This is a genomic window from Shewanella yunxiaonensis (genome assembly GCF_018223345.1).
GTDB lineage: Bacteria > Pseudomonadota > Gammaproteobacteria > Enterobacterales > Shewanellaceae > Shewanella > Shewanella yunxiaonensis.
Window position 1 is genome coordinate 780,677 of record NZ_CP073587.1, and the last position, 22,941, is coordinate 803,617.

The window sequence follows — 22,941 nt, forward strand, 5'->3', positions numbered from 1 at the left end:
CTTGTCAGTCAATAATGTCCCAATTGTGTTACCGCAACCTATCCAAGCTTGTACGTATCCATATATCTGCGGCCAGCAGGGTTTTTACGCCTTTCTGCTTCCCCATTATGACCGTATAAATCGGTAATTAGACCAACATGAATACGGCGACCTGTGCCGGGAGTTCGCCGATCTTCGTGGTGCATATAGCGGCATTTGCAGTCTGGGTTATCACATGTGGCTAATGGCAAGCAAGGGGCATCTTGCGGCAGAAAACGTTTCCCCGATAATTGGGCAGCCGCTTTACACGGAAAGCCAGTGCACTCAATGCTAACGGCTTTAAAGGGGGATGCTTTCGGAGGAGCTGTTCTAGCACGTGATTCTTTATTTTTTTTTGTTTGCCAGCGGTGACGAAAAAGGTAGCCGAGCACCAGCACTGCCAGCAGCAGAAACCCTATCTCATACATACCACTCTCCCTTATTATTTTTTTTGAGTATTTTCATTGCCTTCTAGTTTAGTTGAAATATGGCGTGTTAGCGGAGAATTACGAAAGGAGGTAGTCATCGAGAGAATTGTTTCAATACATTGCTCGTTATGAACAGTATGTCACTTTTATGTTACGTTTATTGCATTGTGTAATCACCGGTCTCAACCGACTATGTTCACATCTAATCCGAAGGTAAAAGTTTCGACTAACGCTATGATCAATATTTATCGATGGTCGTTTTTAACGGTTGTGTCGCTGCTGATTTTTTCCACTGCTGATGCATTAGCTTACGACAGGATAACGGGGAAGGCATTTGCCAGCCGCTCAGCAGTTTATGCAGTGCATGGGATGGCTGCGACTAGCCAGCCGCTGGCAACTCAAGTAGCGCTGGATATCCTCAAAGACGGTGGTAGTGCGGTCGATGCAGCGATTGCCGCAGATGCGATGTTGGGATTGGTGGAGCCCACAGGTTCTGGGGTCGGTGGCGATCTTTTTGCCATTGTCTGGAGTGCGAAAGATAAGCAGCTCTATGGCCTTAACGCTTCTGGCAGAAGCCCAAAATCATTGACGCTGGAAATACTTAAGGCAAAAGGCTTGGATTACTTACCACCCTACGGGCCGTTACCCGTATCAGTGCCGGGGGCGGTTGATGGTTGGTATCAGCTTCACAGTAAGTTCGGTAAATTACCGATGAAAAACAATCTTGCGCCAGCGATTCGCTATGCCCGAGAAGGCTTTCCCGTCTCGGAATTGATTGCATACTACATGCAGCTGAGTGGCAAGCGTTTGGCTAAATATCCGGGTTTTAAAGAGACCTATATGCCCAATGGCCACATGCCAAAAACCGGTGAAATATTCAAGAATCCTGCATTGGCAAATACTCTGGAAAAAATAGCCAAGGGCGGTAGAGATGAGTTTTACAAAGGAAGTATTGCTCGCAGTATCGCAGCCTATATGAAAGCTCAGGGTGGCTATTTGAGTTACGACGATCTTGCCAGTCATCATAGCGAATGGGTCAAACCGGTATCAGCTAATTATCGCGGATATGATGTTTGGGAACTGCCTCCTAACGGCCAAGGCATTGCCGCATTACAGATTTTAAAGACCATGGAGCCCTACAATGTTAAGGCGATGGGACAGACCAGCCCTGAATATGTGCATTTATTTGTTGAGGCGAAAAAGCTGGCATTTGCGGACCGTGCCAAATTCTATGCAGATCCCGATTTTAATAAGATCCCAGTTACAGACTTGATTTCGCAAGATTACAACTATCAACGCGCAAAATTGATCGATCCGGAACGAGCCGCAAGGAGCGTAGAACCGGGCAATCCTAACCTACAACATGGTGATACTGTCTACCTCACTACCGCTGATAACGAGGGTAACATGGTGTCTCTGATCCAGAGTAACTATCGTGGTATGGGCTCTGGTATGACGCCTCCAGATTTAGGCTTTGTGCTACAAGATCGCGGACAATTGTTTGATCTGACTCCCGGGCGTTTTAACAGCTATGCACCAGGTAAACGGCCATTTCACACCATTATTCCGGCATTTGTGACCAAAAACGGTAAACCTTGGCTTAGTTTCGGCGTGATGGGCGGTGCCACGCAACCCCAAATGCATGCCCAAATACTTATCAATTTGATTGATTTTGGTATGAATTTGCAAGAAGCAGGAGATGCACCTCGTATTTTACATACCGGCTCCACTCAACCGACAGGGGAGCAGATGACTGATGGTGGTTACGTAAGCCTTGAGTCTGGGTTTCCGATGGAAACTCGACGCGAATTGATGAAAAAAGGGCACATTCTGCGGGATTCACTGGGGGCTTTTGGTGGTTATCAGGCCATCGCGAGAGATTTGCAAACTGGCGTATATTGCGGTGCTTCCGAAAGCCGCAAAGACGGACAAGTAGCAGGATATTAATGGCTTTGATCTCAAAACCCTTTGTTTCAGTGTAAATTTTGGCTCAAGTAACGGATAATAGTGCCGAATACGGTTTAAGCTGATAAAGGATTTTGGGATGGACTCACTAGATATGCCCCGGGAACAACTAGGTATCTGTGCGGAAGGCAATTTACACGCTGTCTATTTGATGTTCAATGCCAATGATGGTGTTGAGGCTCAGATGCGCCCATGCCTCGCCAATATTGCCCAGTATATTTATGAATTGGCAGATCAATATGCAGACAGTGCCTTCAACGGATTTGTCGCGATTGGTGCCAATTACTGGGATGCGTTATACCCAGACACTCGTCCGGCGGAATTGCGCCCATTCCCAGCAATGGAAAGTGGCGACCGTGATGCCCCTGCAATCGAATATGACCTGTTTTTCCATCTGCGTTGTGACCGTTTGGACATACTGCATTTAGTTGCAAATGAAGTTTACGGCATGCTTGAGGGGTTAGCTGAACTGGATGACGAAGAACGAGGGTTCCGTTACATGGACGCTCGCGATCTTACTGGTTTCGTAGACGGGACAGAAAATCCGAAAGGCCGAAACCGTCAGCAGGTGGCTCTGGTGGGGGAAGAAGATCCTGAATTTAGAGGTGGAAGCTACATACACGTCCAAAAGTATGTACACAATCTGCGTAAGTGGCAGCGCTTACCAACCAAGAAACAGGAAGATATTATTGGTCGGACTAAGCAGGATAATATCGAATATGAATCTGAAGATAAGCCTTTGACTGCACATATTAAACGAGTGAATCTCAAGGATGAGCATGGTGAATCTATGGAAATTCTACGTCAAAGTTTGCCGTTTGGTACTGTGAAGCACCAAGGGTTAATGTTTATTGCGACCTGCAAAACGCCGACTCACTTTGAAAAAATGCTTCACAGTATGGTGTTTGGTGATGGGGAAGGGAACCATGACCACTTGATGCATTTCACTCAGGCTGTAACCGGGTCATCATTTTTTGCACCATCTCTGGATTTCATGATTCATTACAGTGAGTTGTAAGTTAGCCATAACAAACGCACTTTAGCGTGCGTTTGTTATTTTCTTGGTATTACTCCGCATAATTAAACAGTGATTTTACTGTTTCCAGGGTATCTTCGATCCCCTTGATGCTTGATGGACAGATGAAGATGGTATCATCACCGGCAATCGTGCCTAGGATCCCTTCTGGTTTGCCGATAGAGTCTAGTAATCGCGCAATTAATTGCGCGGCTCCTGGACTGGTTCTTACCACAATCATTGCCTGATTATGATCGACATCAAGTACCAGATTTTTCAGTGGGCTACCCGCGGTAGGAACACCAAGTTCAGCTGGGAGACAGTAAACCATCTCTTGCTTGGCATTACGGGTGCGTACTGCCCCATACTTACTTAACATCCGGGATACTTTGGATTGATTTATGTTGGTAAAACCTTCGGTCTGGAGAGCGTTAACTATTTCACTCTGAGAGCCAAAGCGTTCTTCTTTTAAAATAGCTTTGAACGTCCTAATCAGATCGTCCTGGTTCTTGGTCGCGGTCATATTTGTCCAGCGTCTCTATTCATCCTGACCGGCGTATACTGCATATTTTTGAATTTACTGTCAAGTAATAGTCATTTTTGGTGAATAAAAATTCAGTTTGGCTTAATTTGAGAGAAATAAAGGCTGGACCTATATTGTTATTAGCAATGTTTCGAGAATGCCTTCGAAGCTTTATAAAGTCTTATGTGACTAATGGATAATTGCTATTTACCTATTGATGTCATAGATTTTTGCCACACAAAATAAGATCTGTGTCACATAAAAACCCGAGAATGACGGAGAGTACTATGAAAGTTGCCGTACTTGGTGCCGCCGGTGGTATTGGTCAGGCCCTCGCTCTGCTGTTAAAAACCCAGTTGCCTGCTGGTTCTGATTTATCACTGTATGACATTGCACCGGTTACCCCCGGTGTTGCCGTAGACTTGAGCCATATTCCAACCGCCGTGAAGGTTAAAGGTTTTGCGGGTGAAGATCCATCTCCGGCTCTCGAAGGTGCAGATGTTGTTCTGATCTCCGCTGGTGTCGCGCGTAAACCGGGAATGGATCGGTCGGATCTATTCAATATTAACGCCGGTATCGTGCGGAACTTAATTGAAAAAGTCGCGGTAGTTTGTCCAACAGCATTAATTGGCGTAATTACCAACCCAGTCAATACCACGGTGGCCATTGCCGCAGAGGTTTTGAAGAAAGCGGGTGTTTACGATAAAAACCGGCTGTTTGGTGTGACAACCCTTGACGTTATCCGCTCTGAAACCTTTATATCTGAGCTAAAAGGTATTGATATTGCCGACGTTAAGATCAAGGTTATCGGTGGTCACAGTGGCGTCACTATCCTGCCTTTGCTGTCACAGGTAAAAGGCGTCAGCTTCACCGATGAAGAAGTGGCTGCTTTGACTAAACGTATCCAGAATGCAGGCACTGAGGTGGTTGATGCCAAAGCGGGTGGTGGTAGTGCCACTTTGTCCATGGGGCAAGCTGCTTTCCGCTTCTGCATGTCGTTGATTAGGGGCTTGCAAGGCGAAGCAAACGTCGTGGAATGTGCCTATGTCGATGGTGGCAGTGAGTTTGCACCTTTGTTTGCGCAACCAATATTGCTCGGCAAAAATGGTATCGAACAATTATTGCCATGTGGCGAACTCAGTGAATTTGAAATCAAAGCACGAGATAGCATGCTTGATACGCTGAAAGCTGATATTCAGTTAGGTGTCGACTTTGTAAAATAAGCTCGATACCAATTAAATAAAAAAGCGGCATCATGCCGCTTTTTTATTATCAAAACTGCGTATTTCCGAGGTTATACCTTAATTGCTACGTGAAACCGCTATTTTTGCAAGACTGATTAATGCCTGCTTAAAATCACTTTCAGGTAAAATCGCGACAGCGCTAATCGCTTTGTCAGCTTCTTGCAAAGCTCTTTGGTGAGTGTAATCCAGTGCTCCGCAGGTATTTAGCGTGTCGACAATGGTTTCAATATGTTCGGTACCATTACCTTCTTCAATCGCTTTGCGTATCACCTGACGTGCATGTTCGTCACCATGAGCCATTGCATAAATAAGTGGCAGAGTTGGTTTTCCTTCTGCCAAGTCATCACCAATATTTTTACCCAGTTCTTCAGTCTCGGCAGTGTAATCCAGTAAGTCATCGGTTAATTGGAATGCAGTACCAAGATATTTACCGTAATCAGCCAGCGCTTGTTCCATCTCGGGTGGGCAGTTTGCCAGTACCCCCGCTAGGCGCGTCGCAGCCTCAAATAGTTTGGCCGTTTTACAGTAAATCACTCGCATATAGCTGGCTTCTGTTGTGTCTGGGTCGTTACAATTCATTAATTGCAAGACCTCGCCTTCAGCCAGCACGTTCGTGGTATCGGCCAGTACCTTCAACACCACCATTGAATCCAGCTCAGTCATCATCTGGAAGGCTCGGGTATAAAGGAAATCGCCAACCAGAACGCTGGCACTATTACCAAATAGGGCGTTAGCGGTTTCTCGACCTCGGCGCAAAGTCGACTCGTCCACAACATCATCATGGAGTAACGATGCGGTGTGGATAAACTCAACAATGGCTGCCAGCTTTAGGTGAGCTTGTCCTTCATAACCGATAGCTCGAGCTGCCAATACAGATAACAGTGGGCGCATTCTTTTGCCACCACCATTAATAATGTAAAAGCCCAATTGATTGATCAGTGCAACGTCGGATTCCAGCTGCTTGTATATCAGTTGATTGACTGCTTGCATATCCGCATCAGCCAGCTGACGGATAATGGTTAAATCCATAGTAGACTCTGATTGAGCGGGACCGCGCGAGCCCCGATAAAGTGTTATAATGTAGCAAAGTTTACCTAAAATTATTGTATAAGACAGTAGTTAAGCAGCGTTTGTGGGCGATAAGGCCGGCTTTTTTTAATCACGGCTATTTTAGGCTTGCCAGCTGGTGATTCTTCGCGTAGAATCCGCGCCCATTGTCATTAAAGTTTTTGTAGCACCCGGACCGGAAGATGGCCGGTGTGTTAGGAATTTCGGAGTAAAATAGCTATGTACGCTGTTTTTCAAAGTGGTGGTAAGCAGCACCGTGTTGCTGAAGGTCACACTGTACGCTTAGAAAAAATCGAAGTTGCTACAGGTGAAACCATTGAATTTGACCAAGTATTATTGGTTGCTAATGGTGAAGACGTAAAAGTGGGTACTCCGTTGGTTGCTGGTGGCAAAGTGCTTGCTACTGTTGTTAGCCACGGTCGTGACGAAAAAGTAACTATTCAGAAGTTTCGTCGTCGTAAACACCACGAGAAGAAAATGGGCCACCGTCAGTGGTTCACTGAAGTCAAAATCACAGCAATCAATGCTTAATTAGGAGTCTGACTCATGGCACATAAAAAAGCTGGCGGTTCTACTCGTAACGGCCGCGATTCAGAAAGTAAACGTCTTGGTGTAAAACGCTTTGGCGGTGAGTCTGTACTGGCAGGCAACATTATTGTTCGTCAACGTGGTACTAAGTTCCACGCTGGTGTAAACGTAGGTATCGGTCGTGACCATACTCTGTTTGCCCTGGCTGACGGCAAAGTGAAATTTGAAGTTAAAGGTCCTAACAACCGCAAGTTCGTTAGCATCGAAGAGTAATCTCGACCTTTACTGCAAAGCCCCGCCATTGGTGGGGCTTTTGTTTTGGTATTATTTGTTTTTGGTGCCCGCTGAAATTAGCGGATATAATTCGAACATTCAGGGGTGTCAGGAGAGTTTATGAAGTTTGTTGATGAGGCGGTGATTAGAGTCGAAGCCGGTGATGGTGGAAACGGCTGCGTCAGCTTCAGGCGTGAGAAGTATCTGCCTGATGGTGGCCCTGATGGCGGCGACGGTGGCGATGGCGGTAACGTGTATCTGCTGGCTGACGAAAATCTCAATACACTGATCGATTATCGCTTTGAGCGCTTTCATGCCGCAGAGCGTGGTGAAAATGGTCGTAGCCGCGATTGTACTGGCCATGGGGGACAGGATCTGGTACTCAGGGTCCCAGTTGGCACCCGCGCTGTTGATGAAGACACCGACGAAGTGTTGGGTGATTTGACTCAAAGCGGCCAGAAACTGTTGGTGGCTAAAGGTGGTTTTCATGGTTTAGGGAATACCCGATTTAAGAGCAGTGTCAACCGTGCCCCTAGGCAAAAAACGATGGGAACTCCCGGCGAAGTCCGTAGTTTACGCTTGGAGCTGTTATTGTTAGCGGATGTAGGCTTGTTGGGTATGCCAAATGCGGGCAAATCTACCTTCATCCGTGCCGTTTCGCGTGCTACTCCAAAAGTGGCTGATTACCCCTTTACTACGCTGGTGCCGAATCTGGGGGTGGTTAACCCACGTCCTGGACAAAGTTTCGTGATTGCCGATATCCCCGGTCTGATTGAAGGTGCGGCAGAGGGGGCTGGTCTTGGGATCCGTTTTCTAAAACATCTGGAGCGTTGTCGCATATTGTTGCATATTGTGGATATTGAGCCCGTTGATGGTTCGGATCCTGCAGAATCTGCACGCTCTATCGTCGCTGAGTTGGAAAAATATTCGCCTAAACTTGCAGGGAAACCCCGTTGGCTGGTATTCAATAAAACGGATTTATTGCTTGCAGAAGAACTTCAGGAAAAAGTTGCCAAGGTAGTCGCAGACTTAGGTTGGGAAGGTGATGTATATACCATGTCTGCTTATACCCGCGAGGGAACTGCGGCACTGGCTGAGAAGTTATATGACTTCATCAGTAAATTGCCGGCAGAAGAGCAGGATAATGACCCGGATGACGAGGTCGAGTTCAAATGGGGTAGTGATCATCTGGAAAACGCTGACGATCTCAACGAAGAATATGATGATGAATTTGACGATGACTTCGATGACGACGATTATGACGTCGAGGTTATATACCAACGTTAATCGCTGATAAAAGAGAGCCTGAACTCCTGTGTATGCTGATACCCAAAATGATATCACCCGGCAGGTAGTCCGGGCTGCTCAACTTTTGTTAGCCTATGGCGCTGAATCTGACTTAGTCGAAGAGTTAAGTCAGCGCCTTGGTCAGGCGCTTGGCCTTGCAAGCGTTGAACTGTCGATTTCCTCTAATTCCCTTGTATTGACTAGCCTGGTGCACGGACGTTGTGTGACAACCACACGGCGCATTCGCCAACACGGCATCAACATGGCTGTTGTTTGTGAACTCCAGCGAATTTGCCTGTTAACAGAAAAGGGGCTTTATGGGCCTAACGACGTTCGTAAACGTTTAGCTCACATCCATCCTCGGACCTACCCCAAATGGGTTCTTATTCCGTTTGTCGCGCTATCGTGTGGTAGTTTTTGTCATCTTTCTGGTGGCGATGCGACAGCTTGCTCTATTACTTTTTTTGCCTCAGCCATTGGGATGTATGTGCGCTTGGCGATGGCCGCTAAGCACTTTAATGTACTAGTGAATTTTGCCGTTACGGCATTTTTCACGAGTATGTTGGCGCAAGTTGGATTCATGTACCCACTTACGACTACGCCAAGATTGTCTGTCGCTGCGTCAGTGCTGATGTTAGTCCCTGGTTTCCCGATGATTAATGCCATATCGGATATGGTGAAAGGCCATATGAATGTGGGTATTGCACGTTGGGGGCAAGCAACCTTAATGACAGTAGCCTCCGTTATTGGTATCACCATTGCGATGCAATTAGGGGGGCTGTTGAAGTGATGGAACTGCTGCTTAAGTTAGCTGACGATGCTTTTTTTGCGTCGTTCCCTGCCGTGGGTTTTGCCATGTTATTTAACGTACCACGGCGCTTTTTACCCTATTGCGCACTGGCTGGTGCAGTCGGCCACTGCTTTCGCACAATTTTGCTGCAATTTCTATCTATGCCAATTGAATGGGCAACATTCATGGCGGCGGCTTTAATAGGTGTGATGACCATTATTTTTGCCAAGCGGCATTTGGCTCCGCCGCTGTTGTATGGCGTCGCGGCTATTATTCCGATGATCCCTGGTTCCTACGCCTATAACACAGTCATTGCAATGGTGGAGTTGGCGGCTCACTCCGAAGTGCGCAGTGAAGTATTGAACCAGGTCGTGTTAAATGGGGTTAAAACACTATTTATTCTGGGGGCTCTATCGGTTGGATTGGCAATGCCTTCGCTCGTGTATTATCGTACCCGCCCAATTATTTAATCTGTTTGCAACGGAGTCTTCATGCGCATCGCCTTGATAGCCGCAATGGCTAATAATCGTGTCATCGGTAAAGATAACAAGATGCCTTGGCATTTACCGGAAGATCTACGCCATTTTAAACAAGTGACGATGGGCAAACCGGTTGTTATGGGCAGGCGTACCTATGAATCAATCGGTCGGCCCTTACCTGGGCGGCAAAACATTGTTATTACACGGAGAAGCGATTATATCCTCCCTGGCGTAACGGTTGCTTCTTCATTTGAAGATGCGATGACCAAAGCTGATGTCTGTGAGGAATTGATGGTGATCGGCGGTGGTCAGCTTTACGCTGAAGCCCTCCCTCAAGCCGATGTCCTTTATCTGACAGAGATAGCACTAGACGTTGAAGGTGATACCTGGTTTCCCCATTGGGATGATGGGAACTGGATCAAATCCTCAGAAGAAGTTGGACACAGTGCGGATGGCCTAGAATTTCACTTTCTCAAATACGTTAAAAGTGTGTAAAATCCTTCAAGTATTTAAAACCTCTGAGTAAACTCAGTGAAAACTGGAACAAAAACAATAAATAAGGAGTGAATGATGCGCCTATTCCCTGTGGCTATAGCTGCGCTGGTCGCCGTATCCTCAATCTCAATACCTACGCCAGCAAAGGCGGATGATGCCGCTTTTATTGCGGGTATTTGTGATTATGTAAAATCTAACGATAAGAACCGGTTACGTAAAAAATTGAAAGAGAATCGCGTAAAACTACGTAACATTTATCCTGGAGTTGTCTGTGATGGAACTAGTTTGCTACGCATAGCTTTCCAATCAAAATCAGAAGAAACCGGCGAATATATTGCCAAGCGTCTTTCTGGTAATGAACTACAAGCAACTGAATCTGACGGTAAGACCATTCTTCAGTGGGCTGAAGCTAACGGCTTTGGCAGTAGCATTATCACCTCGGCGATTAAAGAACGTTTAGGCGGTGCCGGTGGTGGTGAAGAAGAATAATCGTTGAATAAAAAGCCGCAGATATGCGGCTTTTTACTTTGTATATCCTTTAAATTTTAAACTTTAAATTCTCGTACTGAGGATTGCAGTTCCTCAGCAAGTTTAGCCACTTGATGACTTGACTCTGCTGTTTGAGCCGACCCAATCGCTGTTTCATCAGAAATCTGTGCAATATCTTCTAATTTCTCAGACACTTGCTGGCTAACAATGTTTTGTTCTTGTGCGGCGCCAGAAATCTGTGTGCCAGCATCATAAGCTTGATGCACCGAGTCACTGATCGATACCAGCGCTTGGTTAGAAAGCTCATTTTTTTCTACACAGAGTTTTGCCTGAGTTTGACCATATTCCATGACTGCTACTGCTTCTTTAGTGCCTTTTTGCAGCATCTCAATCATTTGCTGAATTTCACTGGTAGATTGTTGTGTGCGCGATGCTAAACTGCGAACTTCATCGGCAACCACGGCAAATCCGCGTCCTTGTTCTCCAGCCCTTGCCGCTTCAATTGCAGCATTAAGCGCCAGCAGATTTGTTTGTTCTGCAACGCCACGAATGACATCGAGAATGGTGCCAATCGTAGCGCTGTCGGCATGCACTTTATTAATTACTTTGGCAGCTTTTGCCACCTCATTCGCCAACGATTCAATAGTGCGCCGATTTTCTTCTGCAATGCCATGCATATTCTGCGTTTGTTCGTCAGCCTTCTTGATTTGTGCTAATGCATGGTCAGCACTTACTGATACCTGCTGTGCACTTGAACTTAACTCGGTGGTGGCGGCGGCAGCTTGGTCAACCTGCGCTTTCTGTTCTTGCACGCTAGCCGTTGCTTGCGTTGTAATTGCAGAGGTTTCTTCTGCGGCGGAGGCAAGCTGGTTAGAGCGATCAAGAATGCTGGTGATTAATTGTCTCAGACTGTCGATAAGCCGGTTACAGTTGCCGGATAACTCAGCAAATTCATCATGACCTGAATCATCCAGTTTATGTGTCAGATCCCCAGAGGCTACGACTCTGAGCGCATGATTAATCTCTTTCAATGCAGCCGTCAGCGGTTTTACAACAGCGATGCTTACCCCGATAGCGACTAAAATCGCGATCACAACTACAAACAGTGTTTTCAGGCTGGCGGAATTGATGCTATTCAGCACTTCAGCATTGATATCATTCGACAGCTTCTCAATCGCGGTAGAAAGATGTTTCATTGAGGTAACCGCGTTACCTTTAAGCGTTTCTGATTGGTTCAAATCATTTTGAGTACTGGTGAGTAGTTGTACTTCCAGTCCCTTTTGCGCCTGAATAGAGTCTGGTCCCTGCAATTGTTTGAAAATCGCGCCAGTCTGTTGGGCGATGTCTTTGAGCGTACTAGCCTTGACGATGCCTTCACCGTGTTGGGCGATATAAGCAACTTTTGTTTGAGCATCATTGATGATATAACCCAACTCTTTGTTAATCAGGTCATATTTACTTTGATCTTTAGCCGCGATGAGATCATATACAGTACTGGCCATGCTGGTCATGTTGCTATCGACAGCCGAGGCTGCGGCTGCGATATCCCGTTTAGTTGCATCACCATTGCTCTCTAGATCTACTAAGTCAAGTAACACTGAACCGACATCATCAGTATTTGAGTCCAGTTGCTCTCGTCTTTTCTCAAGACTTTCCTGGATCTTGAGCGCCTGCAATTTATTATCCATCATCCGTTTACCTAGCTCGGTAAACGCTTGGTAACTACTATTAACTTCGGGCAGGATGGTCTGGATATTTTGTTGGCCCTGCAGCAGGGTTAATAACTCATTATATTGATTATCAAAAGTTGCGTTCTGTTGTTCAAATTTGCCGGTTATCTCTGGCATCCCAGAAGAGTAGGGCGTATGAAACGCCACCAGGATCAGTCTTTGCTGTTCGCTGAGAATTTCCGACAACGAGTTAGTGGTATCAAGTGCCGGAATGCTCAATTTTTGAGTCACTTGAGTGGCCTTTTTTAACTCGTCATTCGTTAGCCAAGACACTGCACCAAGTATTAGCAATAACAAGGTCACCACCGTAAACCCGGCGATTACTCGTGTGGCCATGTTTAACTTCATACATTACTCCGGAACAATTTATGATTGGTAATTAGGTTAATTTTTATAAAGCGCAATCGCTAAAATATCGGCCAAAAATCGCGTTAGTTTAACCTTTTTTCAACCTGGACTGGGTGATTTTTTGATTCGATTCCAGATGCCAAAGTGTAAGATATTGATCCCAGCAGCACCCGGTATCCAGTGCTTGGATTTTGGCGTTGCCAGTCTCGCCCATCAACGCCGCCCAATGGCCAAAAACCTTAGTTAATTCATCGGTTTTCGAAGGAAATTTGAACCAAGGCTTTAGCTCTTCTATATCACATTCATCCGGGGGCAATTTGCAGGCAAAATCCAATCGGCCATCGGTGTAGAGAAAACGAATACGGGTAAGTGCATTGATGCAGTAGCGGATCAATTCAGACTCCTGCAGATCTGCATGCCATCCCTCGGGCGCTTCAGTATACATGGGGCTGATGACTGCTTCGAGGTAGTTTGCACGTTGCAGGGCATCAGATACGCGAGTAGCTTCTCGTCGCAACGCGGCTAGATCCCACTGTGGCGGAACTCCCGCATGTGTCATTACCAGCTGATGTTCGGGCATCTCTTGCAATAACGGCTGTAATCGAAGCCACTCCAATAGCCGTGGAAAGTCATCGGATTGGATAAGCTCAGTTAACTGGCAAGATGGGCGGGGGCTACGAAATCCGGCGTTAATCCCAAACAGATTCAATTCGTGATTGCCAAGCACTATTCTTGCAGCGTTATCAAGATGCTCAAAATAGCGCAATGTCGCGAGTGACTCTGGTCCTCTGGCAATCAGATCCCCAACGGACCAAAGAACATCTTGTGATGGATTAAAATCAACAACTTCCAGCAGTTTTTTTAATTCGCTGAAACAACCATGAATATCGCCTACAAAATAATTTGCCACTACAACTTTCCTTCCTAATGGATCATTCCGGGTACAGCCAGGCGAAAAGCTTTTATCGGGGCATAAAAGCTGTGACCCTGATCCGTTTCCATCAGATATCGACCTTCCATAAAACCAAGGGGAGTTTCTAACACTGTACCACTACTATACTGATACGCCGTGTTTGGTTGAATTTTGGGCGTTTCTCCAACCACACCAGCCCCTTGTACCTCTGTCTTTTTACCGTTAGCGTCAGTAATAATCCAGTGGCGGCTCTTCAAGGTGACGTTTTCGTCACTCAAATTGACGATGGTAATGGTATAGCTGAACAGATATCGGTCTTCTTCAGGGGCAGACTGATGGGCAATATATTCGGTTTTAACCTCGATTTTTATTGGTGCTTGCTGATTCATTTCCCTTCCTATGGCATGTGACTTGACGGGGGAAACAAAGGACGCCATTTGGCGTCCCTGCAGTTTACTGTTGTTTTTGGTATAGGTGATTAGCCAGTGCGACGTATTGACTTACGCTAATCTGCTCGGGTCTCATCCCAGGATCAATATTGAGCGTGGCAAAATCTTCATCACTGAATAGCTGCTTAAGATTGTTCCTTAATGTCTTCCGCCGCATATTAAAGGCAGTAGCCGTGATACTTTCTAATAAGTGTACATCATGGCATTGCCATGGCTTCTGCTCATAGGGTATTAATCTCACAACGGCCGAATCAACTTTGGGCGGTGGCGTGAAACTTTGTGGCGGCACTTCAAGTACTGGCACCACTTGGCAGTAATACTGGGCCATGACGGTCAGTCTACCGTATGCTTTGCTACCCGGTGCCGCTGATAAACGTAACACCACTTCTTTTTGCAGCATGAAGTGCATGTTGGCGATGTGTTCAGCAAAACTAAACAGATGAAACATCAATGGCGTAGAGATGTTGTAAGGCAAGTTGCCAAACACCTTGAGCTTTTTGCCTGGCTGCAACAGCTTATTGAAATCGAATTGCAGGGCATCACCTTGGTGGATCTCTAATTTATCTTTGAGAACTGGGTGATGTTTAAGCCGTTCGACTAAGTCACGATCGAGCTCGATGACGGTAAGGCGGTCGATGCCTTCCGCAACCGGTTCAGTCAATGCGGCTAATCCGGGACCAATCTCAACCATTACGTGCTCGTTATCTGGCGAGATAGCAGCAACAATGCGGTTGATAATATTACTATCAGTCAGAAAATTCTGACCAAAACGTTTCCTGGCCGTATGGCCTAAATGTACTTTATTGCTCATTAATGCTCTGTGGGGATCAGTTCTTATGCGCCAGTTCAATAGCCTTATTCAGCGCGCAGACAAAACTGCCGAGATCTGCTTTACCGGTGCCCGCTAACTCCAGTGCAGTACCGTGATCAACAGAGGTTCTGATATAAGGCAATCCAAGTGTGATGTTAACGGATTTTCCGAATCCCATGGATTTTAACACAGGCAAGCCTTGATCGTGGTACATCGATAGCACTACGTCAGCATCTTCCAGGTATTTTGGCTGGAATAAGGTGTCGGCAGGCAGTGGACCGACGATATGCATTCCTTCCTGACGCAACTCATCGAGTGCCGGAATTATCACATCTAACTCCTCACGGCCCAGATGACCATTTTCTCCTGCATGAGGATTCAGGCCGCAGACGTATATTTTCGGATTTTCGATGGCGAACCGATTAACCAGATCGTGATGCAGGATATTAATCACTTGATGCAGACGGTCACGGGTAATCGCTTTAGCAACATAGGCAAGCGGAATATGGGTTGTAACCAGGGCAACCTGAAGACCAGGGCAAGCCAGCATCATCACCACATCTTTACAGCCGGCTTGGTGGGCAAAAAATTCAGTATGACCAGAAAAGGGAATGCCTGCCTGGTTAATAATGCCCTTGTGCACAGGACCGGTGACCACGGCATCAAACTCACCGCTCATATTCTTTTCACCGGCGTAGCTAAGGGTTTCTACTACATAGGTACTGTTTTGTTCGTCAAGCACACCACAGCGCGCTTCAACGGCCATCTGAAACGGTACGATAGTGAGTGTACCGGCCTCTTGTGGCCTTGGCGGTTGTGACGGTTGATATGGACGGAGCTGTAGACTCAGTCCCAGCATTTTTGCGCGGGATTGTAACAGCGACGGATCGGCGCAGACCACCAGCTCTGCTGGCCAGCTGCGCTGAGCCAATTGTACTACCAGTTCCGGGCCAATCCCGGCGGGATCACCGGCGGTGATGGCAATACGTTTAGTGTCCAATCTGCTTAACCTCTGTTAGATTGAGAATCAAGAATTTCAATGTATGCGCTCGCCCGCATTTCGTCCAGCCAGTTCTGCAATTCTTCGTTGAATTTACGACGGAATATTAATTCATGAGCGCGGTTTGTGTTGAACTCTTTAGTGGCGTCAGTGGTGCGGCGGCCTTCAAGCTCGACGATATGCCAGCCAAAAGAGGAACGGAAAGGTTCGCTGATTTGACCTTCTTTCAGTTGAGCGAGTGTCTGGGCGAATTCAGGAACATAAATGCTTGGTTCAGCCCAACCCAATTCGCCACCTTTTGTAGCAGAGCCTGGGTCTTCAGAATATTTACGGGCCAGATCTTCAAATTTCTCTTTACCACTCTTGATATCCTTAATGAATTTCTCAAGGGTCGCCTTAGCGCGTTCTTCGGAGAGAATGGGTGATGGCTTCAACAGGATGTGGCGAGCTTTAACTTCCTGTACTTCTTTGGTTTCCAATCCGCGCGCATCCATGATTTTGATGATATGGAAGCCAGCGCTGCTTTTGATTGGGCCGATGATGTCACCTTTCTTCGCACCGTTTACCACTTCAGCAAACAGTGTTGGCATTTCGTTGATGTTCATATAATCCCAAATACCGCCTTCCAGCGCTTTAGGACCAGCTGACGCAGCGATCGCCATCTCACGGAAATCCGCGCCTTCTTTCAATCTGGATAATACGGTATCGGCACGTTTACGCGCATTTTCAACTTGATCAGGTGTGGCATTGGCGGGCACTTCGATCAGGATATGACCGATCTGGAATTCCACATCTTTCAACCCCTGCTCCTGGATCAGTTTGACCAGGTTATCAATTTCCTGTGGCGACACCTGGATACGGCGCTGCACCTGAATACGCTGAATTTCACCCAGCGTGATGTCTTCTCGTAACTGCTCACGGTATTGGCTGAAACTCTGACCATCAGCTTCAACCTTGGCTTGCAGCTCTGGCACTGTCATATTCTGCTGCTTTGCAATATTGGCAATTGTCTGATCCAGTTGCAGATCCCCAATATGCAGGCCAATACGCTCAGCAGTTTGCAATTGCAGTTTAGTCAGAATGAGACGTTCAATAACCTGGGTGCGCAGGGCATCGTCCGATGGCAGTTTTTGACCCTTTTTCTGGGCATCATCTTTGACCTGGGTCATCATCGTCTGGATTTCACTTTCCAGAATTACCCCGTTGTTTACCTGTACCGCAATACGGTCCAACGGTTGTGGTGCTGCCATCGCAAATTGGCTCAGTACAAGAGTACACAATGCAAACAATAAACTTTTACTGGGGGTCATTAACAAAATCCTTGCCACATTCTTATTAGGTCAGCCGCTATTGCGCAGCCGCAGTTGTCCAGTTTTGACTGTCAGTTTTGTCTGAGGTTCAGCAATCTACCACAATTCTGCACTAATTCCTCAGATAAAGTGGTTTACGGTAATTGAACAGTCCGTCGTTCATCATATCACTGACGCCCAAGGGGCCTGTACCACCCAAGCCTTTGATAACAAAGTTCAGATAAAATCCTGTTTCAAACAACTCGCGGTTGTTGATCGCCGGATTATAGTTGTCCTGATAATTGGTCTTGATGTGGTAGTGATAGGCTAAGCGTACTGCCCAACAACAGGATTCGTATTGAAAGCCGGTGTAGGTTTCCACAGAGCGTTTTTCATTGAGGTCATAATACCAGTTACCGACAAAATACAGGCTGTCAGTCACCGGCCAGGTGGTACGGAATCCGGTCTGAGAGATATCGACGCGGTCATTGGTATTGGTATTCAATAGATCTGGCACATATCGGTAACTCAACTGCACCAGTTTGTTTGCGCCCGGACGATAATCCAGCGTGATTTCACTTTTCTTAGTAGATTTGTTGGTAGTGTCGTATTGAATGGCACCACTGATGAACCAGTCACTATACAAGTGAGCATCCAATTCTGACGCTAGCACTGATGTTGAACTGTCGTCTTGCAACTGATCTGAATAGAGATTGACCTTGCTATTATCAAAATAAATGATCTGACCGAGACTGAATTTTAGTTGCTCCAGATTATGTTCATCAAACAAGCGGGTGGTCAGACCGAGCGTTAACTGATTGGCGTCGGCGATGCGATCGAGTCCGGAATAGCGGCGATCACGGAATAGCCCAATATAATCTTGTTGCAGATCGGCTGAATCGTAAATGCCGATGCCATCCTGATTTTGATAGCCGACATAAAGGTACTGAAACTGAGGTTCCAGTGTCTGCCGATAGTTATCATCAAAGTAACTGGTCTGGCGTTCAAAGTTAATCTGACCATGAACCCGAACTTGTGGCAATGTCCGGCTCACTGACTGCTTCAGCGTATCGTCCTGAATATTGTGTTGCCAATAATTGGTTTGCAGCAGTTTCAATTCGCTGGTCAGTGATCCTGCCGGTCCCTGAAGTGGTAGGGTGATTGTGGGCTCCAGATGCAGCCGATCGGCCGTATTCCAGTCTTCACCGCGGTGTTCAAAGTTGGTTAACTCGGAATACAGGTTAAAATCCAGACCATGCCAAAACTGCGGCGCTCGGAAATTATAGGTGAGCTGTGGCATCACCTGGTACGGGGCTTCGTCTTCACCCAGCACTTTAATGTCTTGTACCCGTACGCCAAAATCCCAGTTATCGGTATAGTAACCAAGGTCGCCAACACGGTTTAGCTGGTTATCTGTAGCGCGGTTAACATCGGATTTTAAGTCATTAAAATAGTTGTTATCAGAAACATCGGTAAAGTTGGAACGAATGCGCCAGTTCTTGTTCAGTTCCCCTTGCTGCTGCCAGTGGATCATATAGCGGTTAGGGCTATTTTCCAGCATGCCATCGCTTCCAAGGTATTCCAGATTGAGCTGGCCCTGTTGATCTTCGCCGGCTAAGTAACGAAATTCCGTTTTGGTAAATAAACCGCGCGAACTCATGTAAGTTGGGGTAAAGGTAAGATCATATTCGGGCGCGATGTTCCAATAAAACGGCGTGGACACTTCAAGACCGTTGGTGGTACTGGAACTGAATGACGGAAACAGAAAACCGGTTTTACGTTTATCAGTGATCGGGATGGTCATATACGGCATATAAAACACCGGCACGCCACCGACCCTTAGCTTCGCATCCCAGATCTCCCCCCATTCATCTTTTGAATCGATGCGGATGCGTCGAGCTTCCAGTATCCAGGATTCATCATCGGGTGGACAGGTCGTGAAGCTGCTGTTTTGCAAAATGAGATTGTTGTTTTTGGTTATTTGCAGACTTTGGGCTTTGCCGTGCAACTGTTGACCGTGGAGCCAATACTGGGCTCCGGACAAGGTGGCGACATTGGAGCGCATTTGGGCTTCCATCGAGTCAGCCGTGACTGTCACCATAGAATCCTGAAATACCAAGCTACCGTTTGCCTTTAGTTGTTGCATTAATTGATCAACTTCAGCTTTATCGGCGGTAATCCGACGATCAGCTTGAGACAACGCAACATCGCCCTCAAATGTCGCACTGTGACCTATGGTAGTCTTTGAATAATCAGAAGAAATTTCAATGCGTTGGTTATTCTTTTTGGCGTCGTTCTGTGCCGATGGATTATAAGGAACCGGGGGCACAATAACGCACTGGCCGTAGGTTTCTTCCTGTTGAGGATCGGTGGCTGCTACGGCCATGGGGGTGACGAGGCTCAATGCCAGTATAAGTCGCTTCCGCATCTTGGGTCTTTATAGGATCTTCTGTGTCTGGAATCGTGTCACGGAGAGTATAGTTGCATCCGCATAGTTGCAACGCCAGCCAATGAAAAACTCTGTAATCATGGGCTGTTTCCTGTTTTTTTCCGCCGCTATAATAAAGCAATTTTATCCCAAGAGCCACGAGGTGACCTTGTCGGACGCCAGATTTCTTCAATTAAAGCAATGGTTACAGCAGCAGTTTGATGCTTCTGTAGACATGCAGTTGATTTCGGGGGATGCCAGTTTCCGCCGTTATTTCCGGGTAACAACCGCTGATAAATCCTACATCGTTGCGGATTCCCCGCCTGAAAAGGTTGATAACCGGCCATTCTTGGCGTTAGCCGATGCTTATCATCGGCAAGGAATACCTGTCCCGGCGATTATCGCGGTGGATGCAACACAGGGTTTTATTTTGCAGCAGGATCTGGGCGACCAGTCGTTGTTGTCATTGTTGACTTCCGACAATGTCAAACGCTGGTATCAACAGGCGCTGGCGTTGCTGCCGCAAATTGCCGCGGTGAAAGCCAGCATTTCAGGGCCGTTGCCTCAGTATGATGCGGCGTTTGTGCAACGGGAACTAGAGATTTTTCCGCAGTGGTTACTGGCGAAACATTGGCATTTAACGCTAAGTGACGCCGAAATACAGCAATTACAACAAGTGTTTGCATTGCTCACTGAAAATGCCTTGGCGCAGCCATTGGTCGGTATGCATCGCGATTTTCACAGTCGCAATCTGATGGTGATGGAGAAGCAGTTGTATGTGATCGATTTTCAGGACGCGGTGCTGGGCCCCATCACCTACGATGCGGTTTCATTGCTTCGTGACTGTTATGTTCGCTGGCCGGATGCGGTCGTAGATGCGCTACGTGATGAATATTATCAGCATTGTATTACCCTTGGTTTGCTGGACCGTCAAACCAGTGCGAAGCAGTTTTGCCGCTGGTTCGATCTGATGGGATTGCAGCGCCATCTCAAAGCGGCGGGTATTTTCGCAAGGTTATTACATCGTGATGGCAAGTCAGGCTATATCAAGGATATTCCGCTTACACTGGCATATGTAGCCGATATCAGTGAGCGCTACCCCGAGCTGTTTTCTTTCAGCCAGTGGGTACGGCAACGTTTGTTGCCTTTGTGTGGAGAGAATAGTTGATGCGCGCAATGATCCTGGCTGCTGGCCGTGGAGAGCGGCTGCGGCCGCTAACAGATACCTTACCCAAACCACTTGTTCCAGTCGCCGGTCAACCATTGATTACCTACCATCTGCGACACCTTGCTGAAATTGGGATTCATGAGGTTGTGATAAACTGCGCCTGGTTAGCTCCGTTATTGATGGAGACGTTGGGAGACGGTAGTCGCTTTGGTGTGAATATTCAGTATAGTGTTGAAGCCGAAGCGTTGGAGACCGGTGGCGGCATCAAACAGGCGTTGCCATTTTTGGGAACAGAACCTTTTTTGGTGATCAATGGTGATATTTATATCGACCAACTGCCATCGCTGCCGGAGTTGGCGGCCAATTGCCTGGCCCATTTGTGGCTGGTGGACAATCCGCCGCATCATCCTCAGGGTGACTTTGTGCTAGCTGGTAACACGCTGCAAGCCAGCGGTGACGACAAGTTGACGTTTTCCGGTATCGGTATTTATCGCCCACAACTGTTTTCCGCGATAACGGAACAGCGTTTCGCACTCGGGCCACTCTTAAAGGCACAAATTGCTGCAGGCCGTGTCAGTGGTGAGCATTGGCGCAAATATTGGTGTGATGTCGGTACGATGGAACGCCTGCAGGCGTTAGAACAGCGTCTCGCGTAAGCGCCATTAGTTAAGAATACAAACACATTGGCTGATGCTGCGGATGTGTAGAAAGACAGGATAAACCATGCAAATTTGGGGAAAATTCTTTGGCGGCGTGATTGGTTTTATGTTCGGCCGCTTTTTCGGTGCATTACTGGGGATCTGGTTAGGCCATCAGTTTGACAAGCGTATGTCAGACGGTGGTGATGCGGTAACGCGCCAGGCGCAGTTCTTCAATACCACCTTTGCGGTGATGGGCCATATCGCTAAAGCATCCGGTCGCGTCACCGAAAATGATATTCGTATCGCATCAATGCTGATGGATACCCTGCGACTGGACAGCAACGCACGCCGTGAAGCGCAGCAGGCTTTTCGCGAAGGCAAAGCGGCTGACTTTGATTTGGAGCAGTGTCTGCGTCGTTTTAGCACGCTGACGTTTGGTCGCCGCGAGGTGCAGCAGATGTTTCTGGAGATCCAGATTCAGACGGCACTGTCTGACGGCGAGCTGCACCCTAAAGAACTGGCTATTTTACAGACTATTGCCCGTGAGCTGGGCTTCAGTCAGGCCCAATTGGACGCGTTGCTGCGTCGTTGGCAGGGAGAGTTCCACTTTCAGCAGCCCAACAACAATGCTCCTTCTGAGCACGATGCCTACCATGTGTTGGGTCTGACACCTTCCGCTAGCGATCAAGAGGTTAAGCGCGCTTATCGTAAACTGATGAATGAATACCATCCTGATAAGCTGGTGGCGAAAGGATTGCCGGAAGAAATGATGGAAATTGCGAAACGTAAAGCTCAGGATATTCAGGCTGCTTATGAGCGAGTGCGATTAGCGCGTGGTATGCGCTAAGCCTGATGTCATGACAAGGAATTCAGAGTAGGCGCCTGCATTTTCACGGTTGTATAAATTCACGTTGCAGCCCGTTGGGGGAAACGCATGATGAAACGCTACGGAATACTGTTGTTGGGTTTATTGTGTTGCAGTGCCAGCGCTGAAGGCCTGTATGTGACGCCATTCGGTGGTTATAGTTTTGGTGGTCAGGGTGTTGATGTAAATAGCACCGATTACTACAACCGTGGTAAAGCTGAAGACTCGGCCCATTATGGCGTAATTGTCGGTTTAACTGTGTCGCCTTTAGCCAACAGTTACGTGTTATACAGTCATCAACAAACCGATCTTATCCAACAAGTAAATAGTGTCGATCAGCGGCTTGATGAGTTTTCGGTCGATTACTGGCACACCGGTGGTACCTTGTACTTTTCCCGCAGCGATTTTCGTCCATATATGACCGGCAGTTTTGGACTTACTCGTCTCAAACCCGCGCAGTCATTGGATGCTTCAAACTATTTTTCGATGAGTTTTGGCGTCGGTGCGCAGCTACTGCTGACAGATAACCTTGCGTTAATGACTGAAATTCGCGGATTTGCTACCTTCGTTGGTAATAACAACGGGTATGATTGTGAACAAAGTCAGCAATGTGCTTGGTATTACAGTGGTGATGCTGTGTGGCAAGGACAGGCCAATATAGGATTGACGTTACAGTTTTAGACAAAAGGAGATAGTT

At 47.1% G+C, this 22,941-nt stretch carries 24 protein-coding genes; 14 read left to right on the plus strand and 10 right to left on the minus strand.

Going from position 1 to position 22,941, the window contains the following annotated elements:
* Positions 1 to 38: 38 nt before the first annotated feature.
* Positions 39 to 446 (minus strand): hypothetical protein, encoded by a 408-nt coding sequence (locus KDN34_RS03710; protein ID WP_212595587.1) that lies wholly within the window; start codon positions 444 to 446, stop codon positions 39 to 41.
* A gap of 234 nt (positions 447 to 680) precedes the next feature.
* Between KDN34_RS03710 and ggt the strand changes: the two genes are divergently transcribed.
* On the plus strand, positions 681 to 2,393 hold the full coding sequence (ggt, locus tag KDN34_RS03715; protein ID WP_212596515.1) for a gamma-glutamyltransferase: 1,713 nt from the start codon (positions 681 to 683) through the stop codon (positions 2,391 to 2,393).
* A 97-nt stretch (positions 2,394 to 2,490) separates the two neighbouring features.
* A complete protein-coding gene (locus tag KDN34_RS03720; protein ID WP_212595588.1) occupies positions 2,491 to 3,429 on the plus strand; it encodes a Dyp-type peroxidase in 939 nt (312 codons plus the stop codon).
* A gap of 49 nt (positions 3,430 to 3,478) precedes the next feature.
* Here the strand turns inward: KDN34_RS03720 and argR are convergent, their stop codons facing one another.
* Positions 3,479 to 3,949, minus strand: a complete 471-nt coding sequence (argR, locus tag KDN34_RS03725) for a transcriptional regulator ArgR (RefSeq protein WP_212595589.1) — start codon at positions 3,947 to 3,949, stop codon at positions 3,479 to 3,481.
* 287 nt (positions 3,950 to 4,236) lie between these two features.
* Between argR and mdh the strand changes: the two genes are divergently transcribed.
* On the plus strand, positions 4,237 to 5,172 hold the full coding sequence (gene mdh / locus KDN34_RS03730; RefSeq protein ID WP_212595590.1) for a malate dehydrogenase: 936 nt from the start codon (positions 4,237 to 4,239) through the stop codon (positions 5,170 to 5,172).
* A 78-nt stretch (positions 5,173 to 5,250) separates the two neighbouring features.
* Here mdh and ispB read toward each other — a convergent pair whose 3' ends face one another.
* On the minus strand, positions 5,251 to 6,222 hold the full coding sequence (gene ispB, locus KDN34_RS03735) for an octaprenyl diphosphate synthase (protein ID WP_212595591.1): 972 nt from the start codon (positions 6,220 to 6,222) through the stop codon (positions 5,251 to 5,253).
* A 258-nt stretch (positions 6,223 to 6,480) separates the two neighbouring features.
* On the opposite strand from ispB, the gene rplU reads away from it, so the two are divergent.
* The 7 genes from rplU (at position 6,481) to KDN34_RS03770 (ending at position 10,602) form a co-directional block, all read left to right on the plus strand.
* Positions 6,481 to 6,792, plus strand: a complete 312-nt coding sequence (rplU, locus tag KDN34_RS03740; RefSeq protein ID WP_133040353.1) for a 50S ribosomal protein L21 — start codon at positions 6,481 to 6,483, stop codon at positions 6,790 to 6,792.
* A gap of 15 nt (positions 6,793 to 6,807) precedes the next feature.
* Positions 6,808 to 7,062 (plus strand): 50S ribosomal protein L27, encoded by a 255-nt coding sequence (gene rpmA, locus KDN34_RS03745; protein WP_212595592.1) that lies wholly within the window; start codon positions 6,808 to 6,810, stop codon positions 7,060 to 7,062.
* Between the two features lie 120 nt (positions 7,063 to 7,182).
* A complete protein-coding gene (cgtA, locus tag KDN34_RS03750) occupies positions 7,183 to 8,349 on the plus strand; it encodes an Obg family GTPase CgtA (RefSeq protein ID WP_212595593.1) in 1,167 nt (388 codons plus the stop codon).
* 28 nt (positions 8,350 to 8,377) lie between these two features.
* A complete protein-coding gene (locus tag KDN34_RS03755) occupies positions 8,378 to 9,139 on the plus strand; it encodes a threonine/serine exporter family protein (RefSeq protein WP_212595594.1) in 762 nt (253 codons plus the stop codon).
* The gene (locus KDN34_RS03760) at positions 9,136 to 9,609 is read left to right on the plus strand and encodes a threonine/serine exporter family protein (RefSeq protein WP_212595595.1); all 474 of its coding nucleotides are present in this window, start codon (positions 9,136 to 9,138) and stop codon (positions 9,607 to 9,609) included. Before KDN34_RS03755 ends, KDN34_RS03760 begins: the two co-directional genes overlap by 4 nt.
* A 21-nt stretch (positions 9,610 to 9,630) precedes the next feature.
* Positions 9,631 to 10,113, plus strand: a complete 483-nt coding sequence (locus KDN34_RS03765; RefSeq protein WP_212595596.1) for a dihydrofolate reductase — start codon at positions 9,631 to 9,633, stop codon at positions 10,111 to 10,113.
* A gap of 75 nt (positions 10,114 to 10,188) precedes the next feature.
* A complete protein-coding gene (locus tag KDN34_RS03770; RefSeq protein ID WP_212596516.1) occupies positions 10,189 to 10,602 on the plus strand; it encodes a DUF3718 domain-containing protein in 414 nt (137 codons plus the stop codon).
* 56 nt (positions 10,603 to 10,658) lie between these two features.
* On the opposite strand, the gene KDN34_RS03775 is transcribed toward KDN34_RS03770, so the two are convergent.
* From KDN34_RS03775 to lptD, 7 genes are all read right to left on the minus strand, one after another.
* Positions 10,659 to 12,680 (minus strand): methyl-accepting chemotaxis protein, encoded by a 2,022-nt coding sequence (locus KDN34_RS03775; RefSeq protein WP_212595597.1) that lies wholly within the window; start codon positions 12,678 to 12,680, stop codon positions 10,659 to 10,661.
* An 88-nt stretch (positions 12,681 to 12,768) separates the two neighbouring features.
* On the minus strand, positions 12,769 to 13,590 hold the full coding sequence (locus tag KDN34_RS03780) for a symmetrical bis(5'-nucleosyl)-tetraphosphatase (protein ID WP_212595598.1): 822 nt from the start codon (positions 13,588 to 13,590) through the stop codon (positions 12,769 to 12,771).
* Positions 13,591 to 13,604: 14 nt separating this feature from the next.
* The gene (gene apaG / locus KDN34_RS03785) at positions 13,605 to 13,982 is read right to left on the minus strand and encodes a Co2+/Mg2+ efflux protein ApaG (RefSeq protein WP_212595599.1); all 378 of its coding nucleotides are present in this window, start codon (positions 13,980 to 13,982) and stop codon (positions 13,605 to 13,607) included.
* Between the two features lie 64 nt (positions 13,983 to 14,046).
* Positions 14,047 to 14,853: a 16S rRNA (adenine(1518)-N(6)/adenine(1519)-N(6))-dimethyltransferase RsmA gene (gene rsmA, locus KDN34_RS03790; protein ID WP_212595600.1), complete on the minus strand. Its 807-nt coding sequence runs from the start codon at positions 14,851 to 14,853 to the stop codon at positions 14,047 to 14,049.
* 16 nt (positions 14,854 to 14,869) lie between these two features.
* Positions 14,870 to 15,853 carry a 4-hydroxythreonine-4-phosphate dehydrogenase PdxA gene (gene pdxA / locus KDN34_RS03795; protein ID WP_212595601.1) on the minus strand — a complete coding sequence of 328 codons (984 nt, stop codon included), beginning with the start codon at positions 15,851 to 15,853 and terminating at the stop codon, positions 14,870 to 14,872.
* A gap of 5 nt (positions 15,854 to 15,858) precedes the next feature.
* A complete protein-coding gene (surA, locus tag KDN34_RS03800) occupies positions 15,859 to 17,163 on the minus strand; it encodes a peptidylprolyl isomerase SurA (RefSeq protein ID WP_212595602.1) in 1,305 nt (434 codons plus the stop codon).
* 112 nt (positions 17,164 to 17,275) lie between these two features.
* Positions 17,276 to 19,570 carry an LPS assembly protein LptD gene (gene lptD, locus KDN34_RS03805; RefSeq protein ID WP_212595603.1) on the minus strand — a complete coding sequence of 765 codons (2,295 nt, stop codon included), beginning with the start codon at positions 19,568 to 19,570 and terminating at the stop codon, positions 17,276 to 17,278.
* Between the two features lie 163 nt (positions 19,571 to 19,733).
* Between lptD and KDN34_RS03810 the strand changes: the two genes are divergently transcribed.
* The 4 genes from KDN34_RS03810 (at position 19,734) to KDN34_RS03825 (ending at position 22,925) form a co-directional block, all read left to right on the plus strand.
* Positions 19,734 to 20,738 carry an aminoglycoside phosphotransferase family protein gene (locus KDN34_RS03810; protein ID WP_228730413.1) on the plus strand — a complete coding sequence of 335 codons (1,005 nt, stop codon included), beginning with the start codon at positions 19,734 to 19,736 and terminating at the stop codon, positions 20,736 to 20,738.
* Entirely contained in the window at positions 20,738 to 21,394 is a 657-nt protein-coding gene (murU, locus tag KDN34_RS03815; protein ID WP_212595604.1) for an N-acetylmuramate alpha-1-phosphate uridylyltransferase MurU, read from the plus strand. Before KDN34_RS03810 ends, murU begins: the two co-directional genes overlap by 1 nt.
* Positions 21,395 to 21,461: 67 nt before the next feature.
* Entirely contained in the window at positions 21,462 to 22,226 is a 765-nt protein-coding gene (djlA, locus tag KDN34_RS03820) for a co-chaperone DjlA (RefSeq protein WP_212595605.1), read from the plus strand.
* A gap of 87 nt (positions 22,227 to 22,313) precedes the next feature.
* Positions 22,314 to 22,925, plus strand: a complete 612-nt coding sequence (locus tag KDN34_RS03825) for an outer membrane beta-barrel protein (RefSeq protein ID WP_212595606.1) — start codon at positions 22,314 to 22,316, stop codon at positions 22,923 to 22,925.
* Positions 22,926 to 22,941 lie beyond the last annotated feature (16 nt).